21 protein-coding genes and 1 riboswitch are annotated in these 24,476 nt (G+C 58.9%); of the genes, 7 read left to right on the top strand and 14 right to left on the bottom strand.

Annotation, left to right across the window (positions count from 1 at the left end; genetic code table 11):
- Positions 1 to 195: 195 nt before the first annotated feature.
- Positions 196 to 1,053, top strand: a complete 858-nt coding sequence (locus ACWHVV_RS16985; RefSeq protein ID WP_447927260.1) for an alpha/beta fold hydrolase — start codon at positions 196 to 198, stop codon at positions 1,051 to 1,053.
- A 714-nt stretch (positions 1,054 to 1,767) separates the two neighbouring features.
- The gene (locus ACWHVV_RS16980; protein ID WP_447927259.1) at positions 1,768 to 2,811 is read left to right on the top strand and encodes a diguanylate cyclase domain-containing protein; all 1,044 of its coding nucleotides are present in this window, start codon (positions 1,768 to 1,770) and stop codon (positions 2,809 to 2,811) included.
- 55 nt (positions 2,812 to 2,866) lie between these two features.
- Here ACWHVV_RS16980 and ACWHVV_RS16975 read toward each other — a convergent pair whose 3' ends face one another.
- The 4 genes from ACWHVV_RS16975 to ACWHVV_RS16960 all read right to left on the bottom strand — a co-directional run bounded on the left by ACWHVV_RS16975 (position 2,867) and on the right by ACWHVV_RS16960 (position 9,439).
- Complete coding sequence (locus tag ACWHVV_RS16975) at positions 2,867 to 3,787, bottom strand: YihY/virulence factor BrkB family protein (protein WP_447927258.1); 921 nt, start codon at positions 3,785 to 3,787, stop codon at positions 2,867 to 2,869.
- A gap of 343 nt (positions 3,788 to 4,130) precedes the next feature.
- Positions 4,131 to 5,756 (bottom strand): BCCT family transporter, encoded by a 1,626-nt coding sequence (locus ACWHVV_RS16970; RefSeq protein WP_447927257.1) that lies wholly within the window; start codon positions 5,754 to 5,756, stop codon positions 4,131 to 4,133.
- A 204-nt stretch (positions 5,757 to 5,960) separates the two neighbouring features.
- Positions 5,961 to 6,935 carry a porphobilinogen synthase gene (gene hemB / locus ACWHVV_RS16965; protein ID WP_447927256.1) on the bottom strand — a complete coding sequence of 325 codons (975 nt, stop codon included), beginning with the start codon at positions 6,933 to 6,935 and terminating at the stop codon, positions 5,961 to 5,963.
- A gap of 203 nt (positions 6,936 to 7,138) precedes the next feature.
- Complete coding sequence (locus tag ACWHVV_RS16960) at positions 7,139 to 9,439, bottom strand: TonB-dependent siderophore receptor (RefSeq protein WP_447927255.1); 2,301 nt, start codon at positions 9,437 to 9,439, stop codon at positions 7,139 to 7,141.
- 104 nt (positions 9,440 to 9,543) lie between these two features.
- Here ACWHVV_RS16960 and ACWHVV_RS16955 point away from each other — a divergent pair, with 104 nt between their 5' ends.
- From ACWHVV_RS16955 to ACWHVV_RS16945, 3 genes are all read left to right on the top strand, one after another.
- On the top strand, positions 9,544 to 10,302 hold the full coding sequence (locus ACWHVV_RS16955; protein ID WP_447927254.1) for a winged helix-turn-helix domain-containing protein: 759 nt from the start codon (positions 9,544 to 9,546) through the stop codon (positions 10,300 to 10,302).
- 629 nt (positions 10,303 to 10,931) lie between these two features.
- Positions 10,932 to 12,560 carry a putative bifunctional diguanylate cyclase/phosphodiesterase gene (locus ACWHVV_RS16950; protein WP_447927253.1) on the top strand — a complete coding sequence of 543 codons (1,629 nt, stop codon included), beginning with the start codon at positions 10,932 to 10,934 and terminating at the stop codon, positions 12,558 to 12,560.
- Between the two features lie 38 nt (positions 12,561 to 12,598).
- The gene (locus ACWHVV_RS16945) at positions 12,599 to 13,426 is read left to right on the top strand and encodes an alpha/beta fold hydrolase (protein WP_447927252.1); all 828 of its coding nucleotides are present in this window, start codon (positions 12,599 to 12,601) and stop codon (positions 13,424 to 13,426) included.
- Here the strand turns inward: ACWHVV_RS16945 and ACWHVV_RS16940 are convergent.
- The 4 genes from ACWHVV_RS16940 to ACWHVV_RS16925 all read right to left on the bottom strand — a co-directional run bounded on the left by ACWHVV_RS16940 (position 13,405) and on the right by ACWHVV_RS16925 (position 16,785).
- The gene (locus ACWHVV_RS16940; protein WP_447530168.1) at positions 13,405 to 13,881 is read right to left on the bottom strand and encodes a LabA-like NYN domain-containing protein; all 477 of its coding nucleotides are present in this window, start codon (positions 13,879 to 13,881) and stop codon (positions 13,405 to 13,407) included. The genes ACWHVV_RS16945 and ACWHVV_RS16940 overlap by 22 nt on opposite strands.
- 62 nt (positions 13,882 to 13,943) lie before the next feature.
- Positions 13,944 to 14,735: an ABC transporter ATP-binding protein gene (locus ACWHVV_RS16935; RefSeq protein ID WP_447927251.1), complete on the bottom strand. Its 792-nt coding sequence runs from the start codon at positions 14,733 to 14,735 to the stop codon at positions 13,944 to 13,946.
- Positions 14,732 to 15,769 (bottom strand): FecCD family ABC transporter permease, encoded by a 1,038-nt coding sequence (locus ACWHVV_RS16930; protein WP_447894529.1) that lies wholly within the window; start codon positions 15,767 to 15,769, stop codon positions 14,732 to 14,734. The genes ACWHVV_RS16935 and ACWHVV_RS16930 overlap by 4 nt, the downstream gene beginning before the upstream one ends.
- Positions 15,769 to 16,785, bottom strand: coding sequence for an ABC transporter substrate-binding protein (locus ACWHVV_RS16925; RefSeq protein WP_447927250.1), 1,017 nt, complete (start codon positions 16,783 to 16,785; stop codon positions 15,769 to 15,771). The genes ACWHVV_RS16930 and ACWHVV_RS16925 overlap by 1 nt, the downstream gene beginning before the upstream one ends.
- 42 nt (positions 16,786 to 16,827) lie before the next feature.
- Positions 16,828 to 17,019: riboswitch (cobalamin riboswitch) on the bottom strand.
- A gap of 104 nt (positions 17,020 to 17,123) precedes the next feature.
- Here ACWHVV_RS16925 and ACWHVV_RS16920 point away from each other — a divergent pair.
- Together ACWHVV_RS16920 and ACWHVV_RS16915 are read left to right on the top strand one after the other, a co-directional pair.
- Positions 17,124 to 17,591: a DUF2243 domain-containing protein gene (locus ACWHVV_RS16920; RefSeq protein ID WP_447927249.1), complete on the top strand. Its 468-nt coding sequence runs from the start codon at positions 17,124 to 17,126 to the stop codon at positions 17,589 to 17,591.
- A complete protein-coding gene (locus ACWHVV_RS16915) occupies positions 17,592 to 18,395 on the top strand; it encodes a cytochrome c oxidase assembly protein (RefSeq protein WP_447927248.1) in 804 nt (267 codons plus the stop codon). It abuts the gene before it with no gap.
- Positions 18,396 to 18,435: 40 nt separating this feature from the next.
- On the opposite strand, the gene ACWHVV_RS16910 is transcribed toward ACWHVV_RS16915, so the two are convergent.
- The 6 genes from ACWHVV_RS16910 to ACWHVV_RS16885 are packed head-to-tail and all read right to left on the bottom strand — an operon-like array spanning position 18,436 to position 24,475.
- Entirely contained in the window at positions 18,436 to 19,722 is a 1,287-nt protein-coding gene (locus ACWHVV_RS16910; protein WP_447927247.1) for a hypothetical protein, read from the bottom strand.
- A 36-nt stretch (positions 19,723 to 19,758) separates the two neighbouring features.
- Complete coding sequence (locus ACWHVV_RS16905; RefSeq protein WP_447927246.1) at positions 19,759 to 20,256, bottom strand: hypothetical protein; 498 nt, start codon at positions 20,254 to 20,256, stop codon at positions 19,759 to 19,761.
- Between the two features lie 9 nt (positions 20,257 to 20,265).
- The gene (locus ACWHVV_RS16900; protein WP_447927245.1) at positions 20,266 to 21,003 is read right to left on the bottom strand and encodes a hypothetical protein; all 738 of its coding nucleotides are present in this window, start codon (positions 21,001 to 21,003) and stop codon (positions 20,266 to 20,268) included.
- Positions 21,004 to 21,032: 29 nt separating this feature from the next.
- The gene (locus ACWHVV_RS16895) at positions 21,033 to 22,580 is read right to left on the bottom strand and encodes an SUMF1/EgtB/PvdO family nonheme iron enzyme (RefSeq protein ID WP_447927244.1); all 1,548 of its coding nucleotides are present in this window, start codon (positions 22,578 to 22,580) and stop codon (positions 21,033 to 21,035) included.
- On the bottom strand, positions 22,570 to 23,793 hold the full coding sequence (locus ACWHVV_RS16890) for an ABC transporter permease (RefSeq protein WP_447927243.1): 1,224 nt from the start codon (positions 23,791 to 23,793) through the stop codon (positions 22,570 to 22,572). The genes ACWHVV_RS16895 and ACWHVV_RS16890 overlap by 11 nt, the downstream gene beginning before the upstream one ends.
- A complete protein-coding gene (locus ACWHVV_RS16885; protein WP_447927242.1) occupies positions 23,780 to 24,475 on the bottom strand; it encodes an ABC transporter ATP-binding protein in 696 nt (231 codons plus the stop codon). Before ACWHVV_RS16885 ends, ACWHVV_RS16890 begins: the two co-directional genes overlap by 14 nt.
- Position 24,476: the final 1 nt, after the last annotated feature.

The raw sequence follows: 24,476 nt of genomic DNA, 5'->3' as shown, positions 1-24,476 counted from the left end.
GCGCTTTGCCAAGTGTTCCTGCCGAATCCAAGCCCGTTTGTGGTATAGAACAGAGTGTAGAGTCACCCGAATGGTCGAGCCTCTCTGGCGTGTAATATGCACAGCCGAGCGCCGGTCATCCTGGCTCTTGGCGAGCAATCCGTTATCTGAACGTCTACGCTGAAACGTTTCGCCACGTGGGCAAAGGGGGCAGTGATGTTCGAGGGATTCAAGCTGGAGACGGTCGAGCTGGCCGAGGCGACGTTGAGAGTAAGACATGTCGGCTCGGGGCCGCCGGTGCTGTTACTGCATGGCCACCCTCGAACCCACATGACCTGGCATCGCGTCGCCCCGCTTCTGGCGGCGCATCACACCGTCGTTTGCCCTGATCTTCGAGGCTTTGGGGAATCCTCCAAGCCCGTCGATACGCCGGACCATGCCGGCTCCTCCAAACGCGCCAAGGCGCGGGACTGCGTCGCACTGATGCGCCACCTCGGCTTCGAGCGCTTCGCCGTTGTTGGTCATGACCGCGGCAGCTACACCGCCTTTCGCACGGCGATGGATCATCCCGAGGTGATCGACAAGGCCGTCATGCTCGACGGCGTACCCATCCTCGAGGCGCTGGAGCGCTGCGACGCGCGCTTCGCGACCGAGTGGTGGCATTGGTTCTTCTTCGCCCAGCTCGACAAGCCCGAGCGTGCCATTCTTGCCGACCCGGATGCATGGTATGGCGGAAGTCGTGAGGCGATGGGAGAGGCGTCCTACGTGGACTTTCGCCGGGCCATTCACGACCCGGCGACCGTTCACGGCATGATCGAGGACTACCGGGCCGGCTTGAGCGTGGACCACCTCCATGACCGGCAGGACCGTGAACAGGGCAAGCGCCTCCAATGCCCGGCGATGGTGCTGTGGTCGCTGCGTGACGATCTGGAGCGCCTTTATGGCGACGTGCTCGAAGTCTGGCGCCCGTGGACGACATCGGTGGAGGGGCACGGCCTCGACTGCGGCCACCACATGGCCGAGGAAGCCCCCGAGGCGCTGGCGAGCACCCTTCTCGACTTTTTGGGGCGGTAGGCGTCCTGGCCACGTGGCGCTGATCCTGGTTTGTTCTCGAATTGCGTCAAATGTGGCAAGGGGCGCTTTGCGATTATTTAAATATAAAACAATTTCTTAACATGTGTCATCGAGCCCTTCCGGGCGCGCCAGGATTCATTGAAAGAAAGCCTTTGAGTGATCACGCGCCCCTTTTTTGTATCGCGACGATACGCACGTCCGGCGTGTTCTCGGGTCAGACGCATCATGACGGTGAATTTGAGTGGGTTTTAAACGGTTAATTTAGGCATTGCGTCACGGGGGGATAGGCTTTAATTAATTCTTGAAGTATCGCTTTGGGTTATTACTATTATTTAAGTGCGCCTGCTGCTTCCAACCTTGGCATCTGGCGGCAAGGTGCTGGCAAGCCCGGCTCACTCAACCGGTAGGGCCGTGCTCAGTTCGCCCGGGAGGAGCCAGCGGAGTAGGTCTCGGGAGTATTCACCCTTTTTAAGTTAGCAGTTGCTTTATTTTAATGCGTTAAACATTGCTCTCGATAAAATTTTTATTTTCGGGATTTTTTAGCTCCCTTTTACCAGTGACGATCAGTCAGCCTTGGTTATCGAGGGTTTTAAAGGTACGCGGATGCAAAATAGTATTAATGTGTTTGGTTGTACTGTTTACTTAATGTTGATAATTCTTTTTTTATGGATTAGCTACGTTCCCGGTACGAAAAGTGGGCCTGGATGGTGGTGCATGGCGCTGCTTTTTGCACTGCTTTCCCGCTTTTCACTCATTTACATAGACCCCACGTTGCAAAACGAGTTAACCACGATTTTCTACTTCGTGTTAGGTACCATAGAAAAGCCTTTACTCATTCTTGGGCTTATCCGGTTTTTAGAATTAAAGCGCAGTATCGTGGCCATTTGGTTTGCCGCTGCCTTTTTAGAGGTATGGTTTTTTTCGGTCTGGTTTTTCGATTTATCCATTTGGTTATTGAGACCGTTAGGCGCCGCGTTTTTCTGCTTGACGATGCTTTATCTTTCTATTATCTGTTTTAAAAATAGAAAAGCCTTACCCGGCGGCGTTATGTACGGGATCTCTTTTTTTAGTTTGGCTTTTTCGATTAATTGGATGATGGCTTACCCGATCTTTGCGCGCTTTCCTGGCTGGGGCGCCTTCGTACTCATAATCACCTCTGTGAGTAAGATGGGGTTGTACCTGTTTCTACTGGCGGGCGTGTTTCTTTCCTTTAAAACGAGATTGGAGCGTGCCGAAGCCGAAGCGCTTCATTTGGCCCATTACGACGCGCTGACGGGCATGAATAACAAGCTGTATCTGGACGGTATTTTTGATTATATGGTCAGCTCTGCCGAGCGCTCTGGAACGCTACTGGCGGTCATTTTTATAGACCTCGATGATTTCAAACCGATCAATGACTCGGCGGGGCACGAGGTGGGCGATAAAGTGCTTGCCAAAGTGGCGCAACGAATAACCGGCTGCGTAAGAGCGACGGATGTCTGCGCTCGTTTGGGCGGTGATGAATTCGTGGTATTAGCGGCCCACCTGGATAAACCCGAACAATCGATTTTGTTGGCAGAGAAGCTGATAAAAAACATCAGCCGAAATATCAGGATAGCGTCGAAGGACTATCGCGTCGGCGTGAGTGTCGGCATATCACTTTATCCGCTCCATGGTCAAGACCTCTCAACGCTGCTGGCCCTCTCTGACAAGGCGATGTATGAAGTCAAAAAGCGCGGAAAAATGAACATCTCTCTTTATAATGGGAGAGAAGCTTAAACTTAAGCGCAAACGTAAAACGACACCTTGCCATCGATAGTGGATGCATCGATTTTCAATCCACCCGGCTAATCGCCTCGCGGTCAGGGTCCACATACCACACTAGGCCAAGGCGCGAGTTGCGCTCCAGGTCGGCGATGACCTGGGCGCCCAGCAGTAAAATGATCGCGCCTACTTCAAGGCTCAACAAAACGATGATCAGTGCGGCTAAAGAGCCGTACACGGCATTGATGAACGATAGGTGGGTAAAGTAATAGACCAAAAAGAGCCTGACCCCCTCCCATAAAAGCGCTGCCACGAAACCGCCCACCACGGCTCTTCCGATAGCGATCTGGACCACCGGTAATATCTTGTAAATCGCACTGAAAAGCAGGAATACACCGAAAAAGCTGAACAGGTTCAGGACGGGCTCGGAAAGGCCCGCCAGGGGGAGTTCCTGGGCGAACAGCGCAAGTGCCAGGGCGTTGAGCGAACTTGCCAGTGTCACGACCAGCGTGAGCGCCATCAGCCCGGCGCCCAGCACCAGCATGAACGCGTAAGGTAGCACCAGCGAGACCCAGGTACTGCGCCGGGGGCAGTCCGGGGCGTTGAAGATGAACGAAAGGGCATCTTCGAGCATACGAAAGGCAAACGAGCTAAGCAGTAGCAGTATCGGCAGGCTGAGAATGCCGATCACATCGCGAGAGTCGAGTAGCCCGCGTACCGCGTCCATCACGACATCGGCATGGGCCGGGGCCAAGTGGCGGGCCTGTATCGCCAGCACGTTCAGCAGATGCTGCTCGTCGACTACGCGGGTCGACATGACCCCCAGCAAAGCAAAGAGCGGCACGACGGAGAGCAAAATATTGTAGCCCACGCCGCCGGCCAGCAGGATGCCGCGATTTTTCAAAAAGTGGCACAGTACCCGCCAGGCAAACGATGCCAGACGGGGGAGCAGAAGGAGAACGCCACTGACGAATGTGCGGTTGTGGGCCATCGCGCGCTACGCTCCTTATACATCGGGGGATATCGGGCTTTGTGCATCGACCGGCCATTCGAGAAGCCGGTAAAGCGCCACTGTCTGCAAGAAAGTGGCGCCTTTGGTATCTTACCCTGATTAGCCCGGGAACGCGTTAAAGCGCTGAAACCCAAGGGGGCCTGCCGCGTCATCGAGTAACGGGCAGGCAGGTGCTTTAGACTCTGTCTGAAAAGTGCCTGTGCTCGACAATACGGCGTTAAAAATTGGCTCAAAATACTCATTTACACATGTAAACTCCGTTTTTTCGCCAATTTTTGCCTTGTCTTGTCTTCGCTCGTCGACTTTTCAGACAGACCCTGGGTTACTCTTTCGGGTTGAGCTCGCTTTGGCTGGGCGGCGCTTTGACCGTCACTTCGTGCAGATTTTCCTGGGAGAGCGCGCGGTAGAGGGAGAACATCATGGCGAATACCAAAAGGAACATGGGTAGCCCGACCACGGTCACCACCTCCTGCAGCGCGGTGAGCCCGGCATCGCCCGCCAGCACGATGAGCATTGCCGCCAGCACGCCTTCGGAGACCCCCCAGAATACCCGCTGATGCCAGGGGCCCGCGTCCGGGCTTCCGGTGCACAGCATATCGACGACCAACGAGGCGGAGTCCGACGAGGTGGCAAAGAAGATCGCCACGATCACGACCGCCAGGCCCTGAATAAGCGTGGCGGCGGGGAAGTTATCGAAAAACGCGAACATGGCCAACGGAATACTCTCGCTTACCGCCGCGGATAGCGTACCGGCCTGCTCGCCCAGCGCCTGGCGTGCTTCGGGGCCAATGCCGTCGATCTCCATGGCCGACCAGCCAAAGATGGCAAACCACACCAGGGTAAACATCGACGGAGCGAACAGCACCCCTAGCACGAACTCGCGAATGGTCCGCCCGCGGGAAATACGTGCCACGAAAATCCCGATGAAGGGGGACCAGGTCACCGTCCACGCCCAATAGAACACGGTCCAGCTGCCCTGCCAGCCCCAGTCGACGCCGTTGCCGTCGTAGCTTGCCAGGGTGTCGTTCCAGAACGCCAGCGGCAGCAGGTTGGTCACGTAAAGGCCAAAGGTCTCCACGACCGCGCGCAGTAAGAAGACGGTGGAGCCGGTAAAAAGCACGAAGATCATCAGCCCCACGGCCATACCGATATTGATATTGGAGAGCCGCTTGATACCGGCATCCAGGCCCGCCACGATCGAGCCGACCGCCACGCTGGTCAGTACGGCGATGATAACGACCTTCGTAAACACGGCGTCGGGAATACCGAAAAGCTCAGTGAGTCCTGCGTTGATCTGTTGCGTTCCCAGGCCAATCGAGACCGACACGCCAAACAGCGTGCCCAGGATCGCGGCGATATCGAGGGTTTTGCCGATGGGGCCGTAAATCCGGTCGCCGATGAGCGCGTAAAAAACCGAGCTGAAGCGCATCGGCAGATCATACCGGTAGATAAAGTAGGCAAACGCCAGCCCCGGCATGGCGAAGATGGCCCAGGTATGAAGCCCTAAATGGTAGATGGCAAAGCTCATCGCGTCGTCGGCGGCTTCTACCGTGAACGGCTCGACCCCCGCGCGGGGTGGGGTCGAAAAGTGGGAAATGGGCTCGGCGACGCCCCAAAACATCAAGACCGTCCCGATACCACCGGCAAACAGCATGGTGAACCAGGAAAGGTTGGTGTAGGTGGGCTTGGCATCATTCCCGCCCAGGCGGATGGCGCCGTAGCGGCTCATGGCCAGCCAAAGCAGAAACACCACCCAACTCGAGACGCCGAAAATGAACACCCAACCCAGGTTGGTCACGATCCATTCACGGCCGGCACCGAAGGCGGCGCCAATCGCCTCGGGGGCGATCAGCAGCACGATCAGAAAGGCCACCATGATCCCGGCCGAGGTGAAAAATATGAAGGGGTCGGTTTTTAACCTCAGCTTCCCTGCAAGTGCATTCAACATCTTTTTGCTCCCTGTATTTCTTTCAACATAGGAGCTATTGGCTTTTAGCGCCAAAGCAAAGCGTACCGTGGCGTTGCACGGGAGGCTCGTTTTTCCGGTGCCCTTTCAGGTTCACGTGCCGCTATCACGCCGCCCAGGACGGCGTGACGTGAAAACGGCGGCCCGTTAGCTTTGCGTTGAGCGGTTACCGGGCAACGCTTGCACCTAGAGCCCCTCTTCCAGCAATTGAGGCGCAAAGTAGGTCATGATCAGATCCGCGCCGGCCCGACGCATGGCGCCCAGGGTTTCGCGCACCACGGCGGATTCGTCGATCACCCCCTGTTGTGCAGCGAACTTGATCATCGCGTACTCACCGCTGACCTGGTAGGCCACCAGCGGCAGTAGGCTTTGGCGGCGAATGTCGGCCATGATGTCCAGATACGCCAGCGCCGGTTTGACCATCAGAAAATCCGCGCCCTCGGCTTCGTCGGCCAGCGACTCGTTCAGCGCCTCGCGGCGGTTCATCGGGTCCATCTGGTAGGTCTTGCGGTCGCCTTTTAGCTCGGTACCCGCGGCTTCACGAAACGGGCCATAAAGCGCCGAGGCGAACTTGGTGGAGTAGGCCATGATGGGGGTCTCAGAAAAGCCCGCCTCATCGAGGGCTGCGCGGATCGCCGCGACCTGGCCGTCCTGGGCGGCGGAAGGCGCGATGATATCGGCGCCGGCCTTGGCCGCCTGCACGGCCTGAACGCCGAGGTTCTTGATCGTGCGGTCGTTATCTACGGTGTTGCCCTTCAGGATGCCGCAGTGCCCGTGGGTGGTGTATTCGCAAAAGCAGATATCCGGAATCACCACTAGCTCCGGCGCGGCTTCCTTGATGGTACGCACCATGCGCGCCACCATGCCGTCTTCCTTGAGCGCATCGCTGCCGGTTTCATCCTTGTTATGGGAAATACCGAACGGCATGATGCTTCTAAGCCCCAGCGCGCTCAGGCGCCTGGCCTCGTCACCCAGCTTGCTTTCCGGCACGCGGTACTGGCCCGGCATGCCCTCGATCGGCGTGTACTCGTCGGTCTCCTCCTCGACGAAAATGGGGTAGACCAGATGTTCGGCGCGAAGCGAGGTTTCACGCACGATGGTGCGAAGCGCGTCGTTTGAGCGCAAACGACGAAGACGGGCCTGGGGAAACTGGGCCGGCATGAGACCTCCTGATGAGAGTGGAAAAGACGTTCCAATCACCAGTATAACGCTGTGCGTAAGGCCGGTCAGGGTATCAAGCTCATGAAAGGGCGCTATTGAAGGACACGCCTACCCAAGGGCGTAGAGCAGGCTGATAGAGAAAGGCAAGACCCCATGCCGGCGTTTGACCGGCATGGGGAGCGCTCGATGAAAGCGCGGCGGGCTTAGAACTCGGTGCGCAGGGTGAGTGTCGCGCTGCGCGGCGTGCCGTAGACAGCGCCGGCGTAGAAGCCGAAGTTGTCGTAGTAGGTTTTGTCGAACAGGTTGTCGACGTTGAGGGTGACGTTGGTCGCGTCTGTCACGTCGTAACGCGCCATGGCGTTCACGGTGGCGTAGCCTGCCCAGTTGGCGGGCGTGGAGCCGGTGCTGATGCCGTCGACGGGTTTACCGGCGGGGCCGGAGATCGCATCGATACTGCTCTGCGCATAGACGCCGGTACCGAAGGTCCAGCGATTCAACATACCCGCCGGCTCATAAGTGGTGTGGAGCTTGAGCAGGTGGGAGGGGTCGCTGCGCCCGTCGGAGTCGATGCGGCGAAAGTGCAGGTAGGTGTAGCCGCCGTAAACGTTCCAGTTCGGCGTAATGGCGCCGGCAATCTCCAGATCCACGCCGTCGGTTTCGTTACCGGTGCCGGCGCGGTAGGCCTGGTTGCCGTCCGGTGTGAGGTTGGCGCCGTCGAGCACGGCGCTGTTTTCCTGGCGGGTGCGGAAGTAAGCGGCGGAGGCGTTCAGGCGGCCGTTGAACCACTCGCCCTTCACACCGGCCTCGTAGCTGTCGCCGTCGATAGGCTCGACCGTGTCACCGCTCACGGTTTGGCTGCTTTGTGGGGTGAAGATGTTGGTGTAGCTTGCGTAGAGCGAGTGGTTGTCCGTGAGGTCATAGACCAGCCCCGCATAGGGGGTGAACACGCCGGTTTCGCGGCGGGTAGTCGTGTCGCCGGAGGCGGTTTCGTTTTCGGTTTTATAGTAGCTGGTACGGCCACCCAAAATGACGGACAGCGGTTCGGTGACGCTTAGCCGCGTAGAGGCATACAGGCCGCGCAGGTCGGTTTCGGTGGTGCTGCGCTGGCCGTTTCGCGCGCCGCTCAGGCCGATGTCGCGGTCGACGCCGTTGCGCCAATCGGTGATCGGCAGGCCATTGGCGTTGCGGTACATGCAGCCTTCGGAAAATTCGGACATCGTGCTGCTGGACAGCGTGCAGTCGTGATCATACGTGCGTGAACGGGTGCGGCTGTCGCTGTAGCCCACCGCTAGATCATGACGGCGGCCGAGCAGATCATAAGCCCCCTTCAGGTCGATACTGGCAGAGCGCTGGCGCGTCTCGTTGTCGTTGCGCATCCCGTTGAGAATGGCACCGCCGCCATCTTCTTCCCAATAGCCGTTGTAGGTGCCACTTACTGGCCCGCGGTTGACCTTGCCCAGGGCAAGGTTGCTCAGCGCATCGGTTTCACTTTGGGCGGCCTGGACTTCGACGCTCCAGTCATCGTTGAAGCGGTGAGTCAGCGAGGCGAAGGCGGTGTTGGTTTCTTGCTCGGCGTAGCTCCACTCTGGCACCAGGTTGGTGCTGCGCGAAAGATCCGTGCGGCGGCCGCTGGCGAACCAGATGGGCACGTTGGCGCCCCAGCCCGCGCCGGAGGTTTTGTTGTACTCGTACTGATAGCCCAGGCCGAACGTGGTGTCGTCGCTTACATCGAATTCGAAGTTGGCCAGCGCCGCTCGGTTGCGGTTGGATTCGTGATCGCGAAAGCCATCGCCTTCGCCTTGGGTTACGACGAAGCGCGAGCGAACGCTGCCATCCTCGGTGAGCGGCAGGTTCAAGTCCGCCCCGGCCCGGGCGTTGTCCCAGCGCCCGTAAGAGACGTAGGCGTTGCCGCCGAACTCCGTGCCCGGGCGCTTGCGAACCAGGTCGACGGTGGCCGAGGGGTCGCCGGTGCCGCCCAGCAGGCCGTTGGCGCCGCGCACGATATCCACGCGCTCGTAGAGATCCAGGTTCAGGGAGTTGCCGCCACCCGCGAATCCGGTGTCGCCCGGAAACTGTAGGCCGTCGATCTTCCAGTTGCTGATACCGTAGCCCCGGGCGCGGAAGGTGTTACGCACCCCCACTTCCGATTTGTTGGAGGTGATGCCTGGGGTAAGCTCTAGCGCATCTTCCAGGTTGACCACTCGCTGGTCGTCTAACTGCTGGCGGGTCACGCTGGTCACCGACTGCGGCGTCTCCCGGGGGGAAAGGTCCAACCCGGCGGAGCTGCTGGTGTCGGAAACCGTGTAGCTTCTGCTCGGGTCACCCTGGTAGCGGGCCTGGACCGTGATGGTGTCCATCTCGACGTTGGCCGAGCTCTCAGAATCGGTTTGAGCTAACGCGCCACCACTCAAAAGGCCCGCACTTATAGCGGCGGCAATAGCGATAGCGAGGGGCTTTTTTGACCATTCAGCGGTATCGAGCGAGGGGGGATGAGCACCGAGCATCTAAATGTCCCTTAAAATAATAATGATTAGTATTTACGATATTAGAAGCCGCGATTATATTAGCGCTTTGGTTTAAGAAAGTTTTGGTCTATGAGGCGTATGTAATGGATTGTTTGGCAGCGGACTCACCCACTACATCAAGTACCGGCCGCCAGGTTGAATGCGACGTCATTCTGGTGGTGGACAACGATGAGGAAAGCAGCGCCCAGGTGTGTCGCTACCTGGCAGGCGTAGGGTATCGCACGCTTAGGGCCGCCAGTGGCGACGAGATGTGGGAAAAGCTCGATGACCGCGTGGCGCTGGTGCTGTTGGAGCATCTGCTGCCGGGAGAGGATGGGCTAAGCCTTTGCCGAAGCTTGCGCTATCAGAACGATACGCCGGTGATCATGACCAGCGCCCGGGGGGCGTCGGCGGAACGCATCATCGGCCTGGAAATCGGTGCCGACGACTATCTCTGCAAGCCCTTCGACTTTCGCGAACTGCTGGCTCGTATTCGCGCCGTACGTCGGCGGGTGGCGCAAGGCTTCGCGCCGGCGCCGCCCGCACAGGAAACCGAGCGTCATTTCGCCGGTTGGCGTTTGGATCTGCGGCTGCGCCGGCTCCATTCCCCGACCGGTAGTGTCTACGATCTTACTCGTTCGGATTTCATGGTGCTGGAGGCGCTCAGCGAGACGCCCAATCAAATCATCAGCCGCGATGCGCTGAGCCGTCATGCCCTGGGGCGGGAGTATTACCTCAACGACCGCTCGGTGGATGTCTGCATCAGCCGGCTGCGTCATCGCCTCGAAGACAACGCGCGCAAGCCCCGCCTCATTCGCACCGTACGCAATGAAGGCTATCTACTCGAATTGGCGACGGCGTAAAGCAGGCATCCGCATCGAAGTGCCGCGTTGTTCTCGGCGTATTATTCCGGCGAAAGCCACGCCACCCTTCTTGCCATGAAGACAGCGCGCTATCATCGCGCACGTCCCGTCAAGCGGTGACGTTTTCAGTGGTGCAACGCTCGTGTCGGGAATCCGGTTGTTAGGCATAAAGCAGGCGCGTTATTGACGCGGGGGCCTATCGGTCGCCACGTGAAGGAGATGGCCATTACCAGTGGGCTAAGCCTGTTGGCGCTGTTCTTGATCGAGATCCTGACGCTTACCTGACCGAATGGCTGGATAGCTGGCCTGAACGGCTGCCCCAAGAGGGATATGGAAAAACTCACGGCCGTCTGTCGTTTCAAACTCAGCGGTGGCCACCAAAAAAGTGGCGAATTGACCAAGTGAAAACCCGGGGAAAAAACCAATAAAATTTGGGCTTATAAGGGGAACGTGTTATAGAAATATGCCGATAAATAAATGTTAATAATATAACTCGGTTAAAATACAGTTTTTTCAGTGCGTTCATAAGGTTTACGATGTACATACCCGGCCCGCTATCGTTCGATGAGTTCCCCGTGGGATGTATGGTTACCGATGATAGCCGCCGGATCCTCTATAGCAATCAATATATGAGCGACCAGTACGGCTACGCGTTCGAGTCGCTGCAAAACCGGGATCTGTTCGAGTTATTCAGTAAAGCGTCCCAGGTGCTGATCGAAACCTTCGTGGCGCCCGCCCTGGCACGCGATGGCCAGTGCGAAGAGATCCGTTTGTCGCTGGTTCCCCCTTCCCAAAAAAGCCAGCCGGTAATCATTAGCGTCGTCGCTGATAGCACGAACGCGCGTCTTTTTTGGAGTATCGCGAACGCGAACCGCTCGGAGCAGCTGTTCGTCGAGCTAAAAAAGACGCAGCAACTGCTGGAACAAAAAGTGACTCAGCTGCGCGCGCTCTCAAGCGTCGACCCTCTTACCGGGCTTCCCAACCGCGCCGCGCTCAGCCGACATCTCGACCGTCAAATTGCCGCGCGGCAAAGCGGCTTTGCACTCGCCTTCATCGACCTGGATGGTTTCAAAGAGGTCAACGACCGGTATGGCCACGAAACCGGCGACAAGGTGCTACAGCAGATTGCCAAGCGGCTGACCGATACCCTTCGCCACAAGGATATGGTCGCCCGTTTCGGCGGCGACGAGTTCGTCGTGGTGCTGGATGGCTATTTCGATCAAGCGCTTGCCCAAAGCCCGCTTTACCGGCTCATCGACCGGCTTGCAGAGCCGGTTTTCGTGGACGATGTTTCGCTCACGCTGTCGGCCAGTATTGGGCTTACGCTTTACCCGCAAGCCAAAGCGTTGGAGCCCGACCAGCTGATTCGCCAGGCCGACCAGGCCATGTACCAGGCCAAGGTCGCGGGTAAAAACCGGGTATGTTTTTTCGATATCGATGACGAAGAGGTGCAAAAGGAGCGCCACGCCGAGCTCGTGGCGATCGACCGGGCAATGGCCGCGGGGGAGTTTGCGCTGTTTTACCAGCCTAAAATCAATATGCGCACGGGCAGGGTCGTGGGTGCCGAGGCGTTGATTCGTTGGCACCACCCGTCGCGGGGGCTGGTCGGCCCCCAGGATTTTCTGCCGGTATTGAGCGATACGCCCAATGGGATGCGGCTCGGGTACTGGGTCATTCGCCAGGCGCTTGCCCAGCTAAGCGCCTGGCAAAGCCAAGGCCTGGAGACGGTAGTGAGTGTCAATATCGACGGTTACCACTTCCAGCACCCCCGGTTTTTACAAGAGCTTGGCACGATTTTGGCGGATTTTCCCGAGGTGGCGAAACGCTGCCTGGAGCTCGAGGTGCTGGAAACCAGCGCCATCGACGATATCGACCAGGTGGCGCTGGTGATCAGCGCGTGCCGCGCTTTGGGGCTTCAGGTATCGCTGGACGATTTTGGCACCGGCTACTCGTCGCTTAGCCACTTAAAAGAGCTGCCGGTGGATACGCTCAAAATCGATCGCAGCTTTGTCCAGAACATGCTCGAAAGCCGGGGGGATCTGGCCATTTTGAAAGGCGTGATCGGCTTTGCCCAGGCGTTCGAATTCGGCGTCATTGCCGAAGGCGTGGAGACCCTGGCGCACAGCCGGGCGCTTTTGGAACTGGGCTGCGAAATAGGCCAGGGCTACTTCATTGCCCGCCCCATGCCCGCCAGTCACTTCCCCGGGTGGGTCGCGGCGTGGGCGCGAGAGGAGTTTCAAAGAAAGTACGGGGATTAAAGTACGGGGATTAATGTTTCAACCAGGGAGGAAGCGGTTTGTTAACCAAAGCGGGCGTCATGGCGCGCAACAATATTACCGTGGTGGGCGAGGGCGCCCAAACGCTCATGTTGGCCCACGGGTTTGGCTGCGACCAGCGGGTATGGCACTACCTGCTGCCGGCCTTGAAAGAGCGCTATACGCTGGTGCTATTCGACTACGTAGGCTCCGGGCAGTCGCAGCTAGCGGCGTTCGATATGAACCGCTATGCAACGCTCGAGGGCTACGCCCGGGACGTCATCGAGATCATCGAAGCGTTGGATTTGAACGAGGTGCACTTCGTCGGCCACTCGGTCAGTGCCACCATCGGCCAGCTGGCCGCGCTCGAAATACCCGAGCGCTTCGCCAGCCAACTGATGATCTGCCCCTCGCCATGCTTTTTGAACCTGCCACCGGATTATCACGGTGGCTTCGAGCGCGCGGACCTGGAAGAGCTTTTGGATTTGATGGAGCGTAACTATATCGGCTGGGCCCACTATCTGGCGCCGCTGGTGCTGGGCCCGGAAAGCTCCGAGAAGCTCATCGGCGAGCTCTCCGAGAGCTTCTGCTCCACCGATCCGGTCATTGCCAAGGTATTTGCTCGGGCCACGTTCTTTGCAGACTACCGGGCGGTGCTGCCCCGCGTGCGCCACCCGGCGCTGCTGCTACAAAGCCAGGTCGATACGCTGGCCAACCCGGAGGTGGGCCGCTATATGCACGCGCATATGCCGGACAGCACGTTGAGGGAGCTGCCCTGCGTGGGCCACTGTATTCACATGACCGACCCGGAGACCGTGGGCCTTGAAATCAACGCCTGGCTCGACCGCTACGTGCGCAACAGCGCCTGATCGATAGGGATGAAGGCGCTGGCCGCTTGAATCAGCGAGGCGGCAGTGAGCGGGGCGACGCCGTATACTTCGACGCGTTTACCGTGAACCCGGCGAATCTTTTCCGCGAGCAGGTCGAAGTCGCCGTCGCCGGAGACCAGCACGATCACATCGGCAAGCGGGGCGTGTTCGATGGCATCGAGGGTGATGCCGACATCCCAGTCGCCCTTGGCCGAGCCGTCGGCGCGCTGGATGAACGGCTTTAACTTCACCTCGAAACCGATTCGACGAAGGATGTTCTGAAACTCGCGCTGTTTGGCGTCGCCCTTGTCGATGGCGTAACAGTAGGCCGCCGTGACCTCGCGATTCGCGCTAACCCGCCGCCAGAACGCATGGTAATCGAAGTGTTTACCAAACGCGTCGCGCACGGTGTAGTAAACGTTTTGGGTATCCACAAAAATGGCGACGGTGGTCATAGGCGTGGGCCGTTTTGCGCGGTGCAAGGGCCGCCAAACAGTCGGGTCAGTCGTTGGGGCATCTAATGAATCCTTTGAAAAGCGATGAGCGGCGCGCCGCCTTCCGGGTCGTCCACCAGGCGGGCATTCACGGCAAATAGCGTGTTCATGAGCGCCGGGGTGAGCACCTCGGTGGGCGTGCCGAGGGCCACGATGCGCCCGGCTTTCATGGCCAGCACCCGATCACAATGCAGCGCGTGTTGCAGGTCGTGTAGTGCGACGACGGCGGTGATCGGAAGCCGCCGAATGAGTTCCAGTATGGCGAGCTGGTGGTGAATATCCAGGTGGTTGGTGGGTTCGTCGAGCAGCATCAGCTGGGGCGTTTGCGCCTGGGCCCGGGCGATGTGCACGCGTTGGCGCTCGCCGCCGGAAAGCGAGCTCCACTCACGGTGGGCCAAATCGAGCATTTCGACCGCGTGCAGCGCCTGGTCGACGGCGGCTTCGTCCGCGTCGCGCCAGCCGCCCAGCCGCCCAAGCCAGGGCGTGCGGCCAAGCTCGACCGCGTCGCGGGCGGTGATGCGCTCGTCGGTGTCGGCCTGCTGGGCCACCAGCGCCATGCGCTGGGCAATCTGGCGCCGGCTCATGCGGGCAAGCGGCGTGCCGTTGAAGCGTACCTCGCCCTGGGCGGGCGTCAAAAGCCCGGCCAGCAGACGTAGCAGGGTGGATTTTCCCGCGCCGTTGGGGCCGATCACGCCCAGCGTCTCCCCCGGGTGAATATCGAGGTCCACGCCCTCGACGATCGTTCGCCCCTGGAGCACCCCGCTAAGGCCGCGGGCGCTGAGCAGCGGCGGGGGTGAAGCGGTCGGCGTCTTCATCGCCGCCCCCGCACCATCAAGTAGGCAAACGCCGGGGCGCCGACCAGCGCGGTAATCACGCCGATCGGCAGCACCTGGCCGGGGATCACCACCCGGGAGACGACATCGCAAAGCACCATGAACAGCGCCCCGCAGAGCGCGGTGGCGGGCACCAACTGGCGGTGACGCACGCCCACCAAAAGGCGGCAGGCGTGAGGAATCACCAGGCCCACGAAGCCGATTGCACCGGTGATCGAGACCATGACCGCCGTGACGAGCGCGGCGGTGCCGATCAAAAGCGAGCGGGTCAGCCGCAGATTCACGCCTAATGAGGCCGCGCTTTCCGCGCCGAACGCGAAGGCGTCCAGCGCGCGCACCTGGCTAAGCGCCACGCCAAGGCTTGCGACCGCCACGGGCAGGGCAAGCCAGGCATCCGGCCAGCGCACCGCAGAAAGATTGCCCAAAAGCCAAAACATGATGCCGCGGGCCTGCTCGGCGTTGGCCGAGTGGGCGATGATAAAAGCGGTCAGCGCGTTGAAAAGCTGCGCCCCGGCGATGCCGGCCAAAATCAACACCCCCGCGCCTCGGGTGCCGGGGCCGCTGCCCGCCATGTGGGCGAGCAGCGCCACGAAGCTGAACGCGGCTAACGCGCCGGCAAACGCACCCATCGACATCGAGATCATGCCCGCCCCCACGCCGGCGACGGTCACGGTGACCGCGCCGGTGGAGGCGCCCGCGGAAATACCCAGCAGGTACGGGTCGGCCAGGGCGTTGCGTAAAAGCGCCTGTAAAATCACCCCGGACACCGCCAGCCCTGCGCCGCAGCAGGCGGCGACCGCGGCGCGCGCCATGCGGTAATGCCACACCACGGCTTCATCCAGGCTATTGAGCGGCTGGTCGGTCAGGCCGGTCTTTTTGGCCAGCACGTCGAGCACGGTGGAAAGCGGAATGCGCGTTTCGCCGACCGCGGCGCCGATAAAAAGCGCGGCGAGCAAACAAAGCGGCATCAGCCAAACCCAGGTGGCGGCGGCGGGGCGCGCCGTTTTCGCGCGCATCAGAGCGCCAGGTCGAAATCGGCCAGGTGCTCGACCAGCGTCTCGAGGGCGAAAATGCTGCGTATCGAGGGGTCCATGGCGTGGGCGTCGATTTCGATCACGCGCTCGCTTTGCACCGCGTCGAGCAGCCCGGTCACCGGGTCGCTTTGTAGGTAGTCGCGTTTGGTGGCCAGGTCGTCGGCGGGGAAGCGGCGGCGCTCCATGCGTGCGGCGGCGATAAAGGTAGGGTTGGCGCGGGCGATGTGCTCCCAGCCCACGCTCGGCCACTCCTCTTCGATGCTCACCACGTTGTCGATGCCGAGGGTGCTCATCATCCAGTCCGGTACGCTGTTCACACCCGCCACGTAAGGGTCGCTACCCAGCTGTGCCGAGGAGTACCAGAACACGCCGCTGGCATCCTTGGGCAAGCTGAGTGCCTGGGCGGCCTCGATCGCGGCGGTTTCTCGCGCCTTGAGCGCCTCGATGGCAGCATCGCCGCGCTCTGATACATCGAACATACGCGAAAGCGTCGCGATGGCCTGATACACCAGCGCCGGGTCGAAGAGCGTGCGCCGCGCGCCGTCCATGCTTTGGGCGTTGTCCTTGCCCTCGCACTCGGTAGGCAGGGTCCAAAGCGCCACCCCCGCGTCGTCGAACATCTCGGGCGTGCCCACCACACCGGCCGGCCCGACCATCCACTCAAAAGCGGAAATCACCAGGTCCGGCTCTTTGTTGATCACGCTTTCGAAACTGGGCGCGTCGTCGGAAAGGCGCTCGACGCCGGCATTCGCCTCGGCAAACTCATCGAGCACCGGGTTGACCCAAAGCGAGGTGCCGACCATCCGTTCTTCGAGGCCGAGCAGATAGAGCATTTCCGTCGCCGCCTGGCCGATGGTGACCACCCGCGCCGGCGGCGCTTCGAGGGTGATGGCATGACCGCAGCTTTCAAGCGTGAGCGGGTAGTCGGTGGCCGCCAAGGCAGCCGGCGCCGCGCAAAGGCCCAAAAGGGCCGTTGCGTTACGTAATGTCAGCATCATGTACACTCCCGTGCATGATCCGCGGCCGCCTGGGGCGCCGTGGTGAGTGAAGAGTCGTCGGCAGTTCTCCTGACTGACGGGTCATGGCTAGCTCACCTTCCCGGACGTAGCGTCCAGTGGTCTCTTGAGCGTCGCTCGCCGCCTACAGTTGCGGGGGCAGTTCCGGTTCGCGGCCAGGCCGCTTTGGATTCTCTATTAAGTTTCCGAAGAAACACCGACGCGCGCTATTCTAGAGAGCGCTCCTGGGCAGGGCAATTGCTCATTGCGCCAGGCGCCGCCCGCCCTTTACCCAGGGTTTGGGCTTGCCTACGCTTACATGACTGTCAGGGAGAACGGCGATGACTAGAATGGCGAATGCATCTACCCCGTTGAGCGTAAAACGCTCGCTTTGGGCGGCGTTGCTGGTGGGCATCGGGGTCATGGCGGCCGTCGACGAGATCGTCTTCCACCAGCTTTTGCAGTGGCACCACTTTTTCGACTTCTCCACGCCGGCCTTCGGCATTGTGTCCGACGGGCTGCTGCACGCTTTCGAGCTGCTGGCGGTGGTCGTGGGGGTCTTCATGCTGTTGGATCTCTCCCAGCGCCAATGTTTGAACATTGCCTGGGCGAAAGCGGGCTTTTTTCTGGGGATGGGCGGCTTTCAGCTCTTCGACGGCCTGATCAACCACAAGGTGTTGGGCCTGCATCAGATTCGTTACGGCGTGGACCCATTAATTTACGACCTGGTATGGAACGCCTTCGCCCTCGTCTTTCTGCTGGTCGGGGCGTGGTTTTTCCGGCGCGCCCGGTCAAGCGCCGCGCGTTAAATGCACGCCCACGCCAACCCCCACGGCTCGCTGCTGGATTGGTTGCCCTTCGCGCTGGTCGTCCTCATCACGCTGGTGTACCTGGCCGCCGCCCAGGGGCTTCACCGCCGGGCGTTCTGGAGCCGCAAGCGGTGCGGCTTCTTCGTGCTGGCCAGCGCGCTGCTAGGCGTGGCTTTCTGGCCTTCGCTGATGAACTGGGCACACCACGACCTGACCGGGCACATGACGCTGCACCTTTTGATCGGCATGTTCGCGCCGCTGGCCTGGGTGTTGGCCGCCCCCATGACGCTGCTGCTCAAAACGCTTCCACAAGCGGGCGGCAAGGTGGTAGTGGCGCTGCTGCATAGCCGCTTCATTCGCTTGATTGCTCACCCGGTCACCGCACTGTTTCTCAACGTGGGCGGCATGTACGTGCTCTACATGACGCCGCTTTACGCCGCTTCGCTTGAAAGCCCGGCGCTTCACTACGCCATCCACCTGCACTTCCTGCTGGCAGGTTATCTTTTCTGCTGGGCGATCCTCGCCGAGCCCGACACCTCACCCCACCGGCTCAGCCTGCGCTTTCGCCTCGGCGTGCTGTTCGCCGCCATCGCCACCCACAGCCTGCTCGGCAAACTGATGTACGCTCAAGGCTTGCCCCAGGGCACCGGCCACACTCTGGAAGACGTGCAAGCCGCCGCGCAGCTGATGTACTACGGCGGCGACCTGGCCGAGGTGCTGCTGGCGGTGGTGTTGATGACGTTTTGGTTGAGACGGCCGGTGGGGCGGCGGGAGGGGGGCTTTTACCCGGTGTCGGGTCGTTAAGTGGCCGAGTCAATTGCTGTGCCGTGGTTGTATACAGCGTTCAAAGGCGACAGTACTCATCACTGAGCGCTTCTCTACCTGCATCCATCAGCATCGTGTTTATCATGTCAGCATCCTGGGACCCGAATACACGTCCGCCTGTCTGTTGTGCGATACAATCAGATAGCCCACTGTTGGATATATCCACGACGTTAATTTTGAGCCTGGGCTGCCTGCTGGCAATTTCCTGAGCGACGGCACAATGGTTTTGACCGCAGCCATCGGCTCCGTCAACAAAGGCTAAAATAATCGCATCGCGCTGTTGGCCATCCACCGCACGAGCGGCCTGAAGCAAACTAGCGGCAAGCGGCGTACCAGCATAAGCCGTCAACTGATGAATGCCCGCTACCAGTTGGGGGCGCTGCTCAGCAGAGAATACGCCCTGCATAACGGGCATTTCGCATCCCTGATACGTGATTAACCCAATATCGATATCGGGGTCGATGGCATTGATCAGGCCAGTAAAGCCGCCTTGGGCAACGTCAAGGCGCGAGGGGCCTGCCATCAGGCGTTGCATGCGTGGATCGTTGGCTCTTAGTTGACGTAAAAGATCCGGCATGTCGAAAAACCAGCGTTCGTCTTCCTGTGTGGTTTCAATATTCAAATTCATGGAGCCTGATGTATCAAAGATAGTGAAAAACTCCGGCGGTGGCGGGCTGTCCGCTCGGCAAGCAAATGGCAGCACTTGGGTATCGTTATTGAGCCAGGGGAGTTTAAAGCGGTCCCAATAAGAAAAGGCCAGCCAAAAGCCGAGTAGTGCCAATCCGAGCAGCGGCAACAGTAAAAAAGGCACCAGCCAGCGGGTTCTACGCCACCACCATAGGGTGGTCGTTTGCGTAGCCGCTGGTTTAAGTGGTGCTGCTACGGTGGGGCGAGCCGCGGCGGGCGTCGCGCCAGTCGCCACGGTGGGTACCCAGCGAATCAAAAGCGGTTCACCGTTAACCGAGTACAGCTGCTCGGTGTTGGGTGTTGTAGGCAACTGCCGTAATGCCGTGGCGGCTTCATCACCGCGGTTTTCAAGCTCGCCGATTAGGTTGTCGAGTGCCGATAAGCGCTGAGTCGCTCGTTTTTTGAGCGCTTCCTGCTCTTGGGGCGAAAGCTCTGCTAGTGCGCGGGGTTGCCCGGTAAGCTCCGTCCACCACTCCAGACCATTTGCTTGGCCTGATCGTGGGGTAGCAAACAGATTGCCAATACTAGGTGGGCAGTAGCGATGCACGAGCCTTTGCAGCCGTTCTGGTTGCAAAGGCTCTACCAACGCCATGCCTTCTTCACGAAGGGCGCGCTGCATGGCGTCTCCCCGTATACATTACGATTGTGTTTATCATCAGGGAGTATAGCCAAGGCTTTGCTGGAGTCGGTTGACCTGCTCCTGTAGAGCATTTAGACGTTCTTGCCGTTCGGCAAACGTTTCTTCATCAGCGTTTTGGGGGGAGGATGCTGAGCTTTTTTGCTGTTCAAGCTCGTTCAACTGACGCCGTAACCCCAACTGTTCGTCCGCGCGGTTTTGTAGCTTTGCGACTAGTTGCTCAATCGAACGCTCAAGCTCGTATTGTTGTTGGTTAGTGATACGTAGCTCGTCGCGCGTGGCGCGCTGCTGTTCCATGATCTGACGCTGAATATCACGAAACAGCTCGTTCTCCGCTTGATCAAGGTGAACCTGCTCTTCGCCGCTATCAATGCGCGCACGGTAGCCGCCCCCTGCGTCGCAAGACAGCTTGGCGATTAGGTTGACTTCCTTGCTTGGGTCGCAGGCTTGTGGGCCGGTGGCACAGCCGCCAAGCATGAATAGGGCGGACAATGCCGCGATAGTTTGAAGTTTCATCAGATACCCTTAACCCAGCGTGATGGCAGAACGCATGCTATAGAGGTCGTCTACTTCCTGCTGAAGCGCGAGGACTTGCTGGTTCATAACTTGGATTTCCTGCTCTACGTGTTGAATCTCGCCAGGGCTTGCGACTTCGCGCTCTAACGCGACCACTTCTTCATACTCTTGAACGGACTTTTGCATGTTACGAAGGTCGCGGCGCAGTATGCCAATATTGCTGTCGATGCCCGCGAGCTCTTTCTCTGCCATTTCTTGATTCAAGCGTTGTCCGGCCATCTCTTGCTCTATTCGGGCAATGCTTTGGCGATCTTCTTCCAGGACCTGACGCGCAGTATTGGTACGCGCAATCACCTTTTGCGTATCCTGTTGGATATCCTGGCTCATAACCGCTAGACGCTCCTCTGTCGACGCGTATTCGTTGCGCCGCTGCTCGAGGTAATAGTTGGCCCCCATGGCAACACCGCAGGCGCTCAGCCCTGCAATAATGGCGCACTGGGTTTGATTGCTGGAATTACTGAGCATACAGCCCATGACACCCACGGCAGCGCCCGCTGCGCAGGCCTGAAATCCTGATTTATTAAAAAAGCTAGCATCAGTGCCTTGCGTCAGGCGCGGGTCTGCAGACTGGTTGTCAGAATTACCCAGAAAGCTACTCCCTGTACTCGCGCACCCCGTTAGCGCTAAAGCGCCTGTGACAAGTGAGCCAAGAAAAAATTGTTTAATACGCATTGCACGAACCGTCATGAAAGATCCCTTAATTTTGATGAGTTATACTATTGTTGTGCCATGGCTTTACAGCTTTCGAGCCAAGCCTCAGCGGTGATGTGTTGGTCATCCAAAAACTGACGTTGCTGCTGCCAGTAAGTCTGAAGGTAGGGTTCTAGTCCGCTTAGTTGAGCGTTTAGCGACAGCATCTCACTAAATACCTGAACCTGTTCTTCAAGGGCTTCAGCGCTATAGAGCGTGGCTGATTCCACCAGGCTACTCGCGTAATAGCGGCTAAGGCCCTGAAGCCGTTGCTCTTGCTCTTCCAGACGCGCCTCTCGCATTGAGCAACTGGCATCGGGCGTGTCGTTTTCACAGTTAACTTGATAGTTACCGGCCAGAAAGTCGTAAAAAATGCCATCATCTTCTAATTTGGTGCAGAGAAACGCGCCCAGGTTGAGGCTGGCACGAATGGCTTGGTTTCTTGCTTCTTCCTGACGCTGGTTACTGGCTCGCAGTTGACGCTCTAGTGACTGGAGTTCTTGCTGGAGTGCATTGTCTTCGACACCGGAGGCCAGCGCTGCCAGTTGAATCGTTGCATCTGGCGTACCATCTTCTGCTTGCTCCCCCTGGCCAAGCTCTGACCACTGAGATTCAATGGTCGCGATTCGCTCTCGAGAGGTAAGTGTCGGGGCGACAACGACCAGGCGCATACCCGTGGCACGGCCTTGTGTACGCTCCGTATTGGAGTAGTAAGGCTCTTCACCGCGCAGTGCCGTGCGTATGTCTTCGCGAGGGCTTAAATAGTTACCCCCGCGTACGATATAGCCGCCGGATTGCCCATGTTGGCGATCAAGTTTGTTGAGATGAAAGGGTTCAAACATGATCTCACTGGCGTTACCCAGAAGGTCATGAAGACCAAGAGGATTGGGCGCCAGCAGCCCGGCCAACTGTAACCTTCCGTTAGAGGATTGGGCGCCCGTGAACCATTCGTAGGCGTTCAGGCCATCGGGCATAGGGTAGTGAGAATCCCGATATTCAGCGGTGCTGACTTCAAGCCCGCCGCGCGCGGCGAACTCCCACTCCACTTCGGTAGGCAGGCGCGCAAAGCCCGCAACGCCGTCTTCCTGGGGAATGGAGTCCAACGCATTTTCGCGTAGCCACAGGTTGTATGTATCGCTGATTTGAGTGGCCTCAAACCAGCTTAGCGCGACTTTAGGCAGCCGCTTTCGATTAGAAGGTTCGGGGCAGGTGTCTGCCGTCAGCGCTTCGTATTGCAGCTCGGTCAACTCATACTTGGCCATCAAATAGTAGCGCGAAGAGGCATCCGGCGCGTCTGAAAAGCTGCCTGAAATATGTGCGGGACGGCTCTGTTCAACGTAACCCCACCCGGTACCGTCTTGCCCTATTTGAATAGGGAAATCATCCAGTGGTTTATAGAGAGGTACGTGCACTTGGCGAAAGGCCATTGCGCCCCCGCAGGGCATTGGCAATACAACGTCGTCATCCAGTGCGGCCGGGTTATAAACCCGTTCCGGCCACTCTGGCTCTGCGTGAGCCGGGGTCGTCACTCCCAAGCCCGCAATAAGTAAGATAAGTAGGCGTTCAAGCTTCACGTAGACTCTCCGCAGGTTGAATTCCGTAAGCACGGGCAATGCTCACCACCACCACTAGCAGACCAACGCCAAGCGTTAGCACCAGCGCGGTCGCTGCATGGAAAAGGGTGATATGGCTCACGACACCCGATACCAAGTGACTCGTGGCCAGAGCGCGATTAACGATGGCCGAGCCAAGTGCAAAAAGCCCCAAGCCAACGGTAAAGGCGGCCAGGGTCAGCGTGCCAACCTGAACCGCGATGTAGGCCGCTATAGCAGGGCGCTGAAAGCCCAATAAACGTAAAACTGCAAACTCACGACGTTTGCGGTCGATATTAGCCAGAAAGGCACCGCTCATGGATGCCATGCACCCCACCAGCGCGGTAGCGGCAATGACGCCAAAGACAAGCCCCAGTACTCTATTGATAGCACGGACATTTTCGATGTCGGCGAGATGGCTGGCGGTATCGATTCGCTGGGTTTCTAGCCACTCTACGAGCGCCTGAACGGCGTCTCCATCTTTAGCGTAAATACGCGCGCGGGCATAACGTAACGGATAATCTCCTCGGGTTATGCCGTTATCTACGCCCAGACGTGGACTTGAATGCCCATCGCGAAAGCGTTCAAGCTCAATGAGCAAGGGAAGGTCGACAAACGCCGCTGGGCGAGAAAATTTGGCCGGTTCCAGCACACCGGCTACTTCGACGTCCAAGCGGCCTCGCTCCAAGCGATCGTCAAGTCGTCTGCTTACCGCCAGCGTTAAACGATCGCCCTCCGAGGCCTCAAGGCGGCGTGCGGCGGGCTCACTCAAAATAACTTGAGTTCCTTCAGGGTAGCGGTCCAGCTGGGCGAGCAGTGGGTCGCCAGGGGCTGAAGGAAGCAGCTCAATGCCGTTTACAAACGTTTCCCGGCTTTTGAGTAAATCAGCCTGGGTGTTGAGTGAGCGCGTTTGTCCGATAGCAAAGCCAACGGTGGGCTGTTCACGCAGGCTAATTAGCCAAGCATCATCAAAGCTACCGCTTGTCAGCATGCGCACTTCCAGATTGCGCGGATCATCGAGTAGCTCTTGCTGTAGCTGGCTAACAACGCCGTATTTGAGACCAAAAAGAAGCAGTAATGGCGCAATCACGGCCACCAACGCCGCTGCGATACAAAAGGAGACTTGGCGGTCGAACCAGAGATCCTTGAGCGCTAGGCGGACAATTAAAGCGCCATGCTGGCTACGCGAAAGCAAAGCGACATCCTCCTGGTGCTACGTTGGCCGTAAGTTTTGGTAGCTTGAATCTGGCTACCAGAGAAGCGTCGTGGGAGACCACTAGCGCGGCCATGTCGAGCTCCTGGACCAAAGACACAATAAGGTCGAATAACCGTGTTCCAGAGTGAGGGTCTAACGCGGCGGTGGGTTCATCAGCAAGTAACAGGCGTGGCTCGTGAGCCATCGCACGGACAAATGCCGTGCGCTGGCGCTCACCGATAGAGAGTGCGCCAGGGCGTTTATTGAGCAGTTGCTCCAGCCCGAGGACGCGGTAGGCATGCTGAACTCGGTCACTGTGCGGGGAAAGCCCTAGCAGGCGTCTGGGTAGCATGATGTTTTCTTGCACGCTCAAGTAGGGCAGCAGGCCACCATTTTGTAACAAGAAGCCGATGTCTTTAGAGCGAAGATTGGCGAGCGCTCGTTCATCGTTGTGGTGTAGCAGGGCAGCCACATCGATATTGGTTGGCCCAAGCGTATAGCGGCCAAGCGACTGAGGCGTCAAAAGCAGCCCTATTGCTTCAAGCAGGGTACTTTTGCCACAGCCACTAGGGCCCACTACTGCGGATACCTGGCCCGCCGCGAGCATCAGGTCAGGTAGATAAACCTCATGCTGCTCCTGTCCTGCTCCGCGCACCGCGCGTAGCTCTTTTATATTAAGCACG

It is taken from the genome of Vreelandella sp. EE27, from assembly GCF_968206495.1.
The sequence above is the reverse complement of the archived record's forward strand: the minus strand, read 5'-3'. Positions and strand labels throughout refer to the sequence as shown.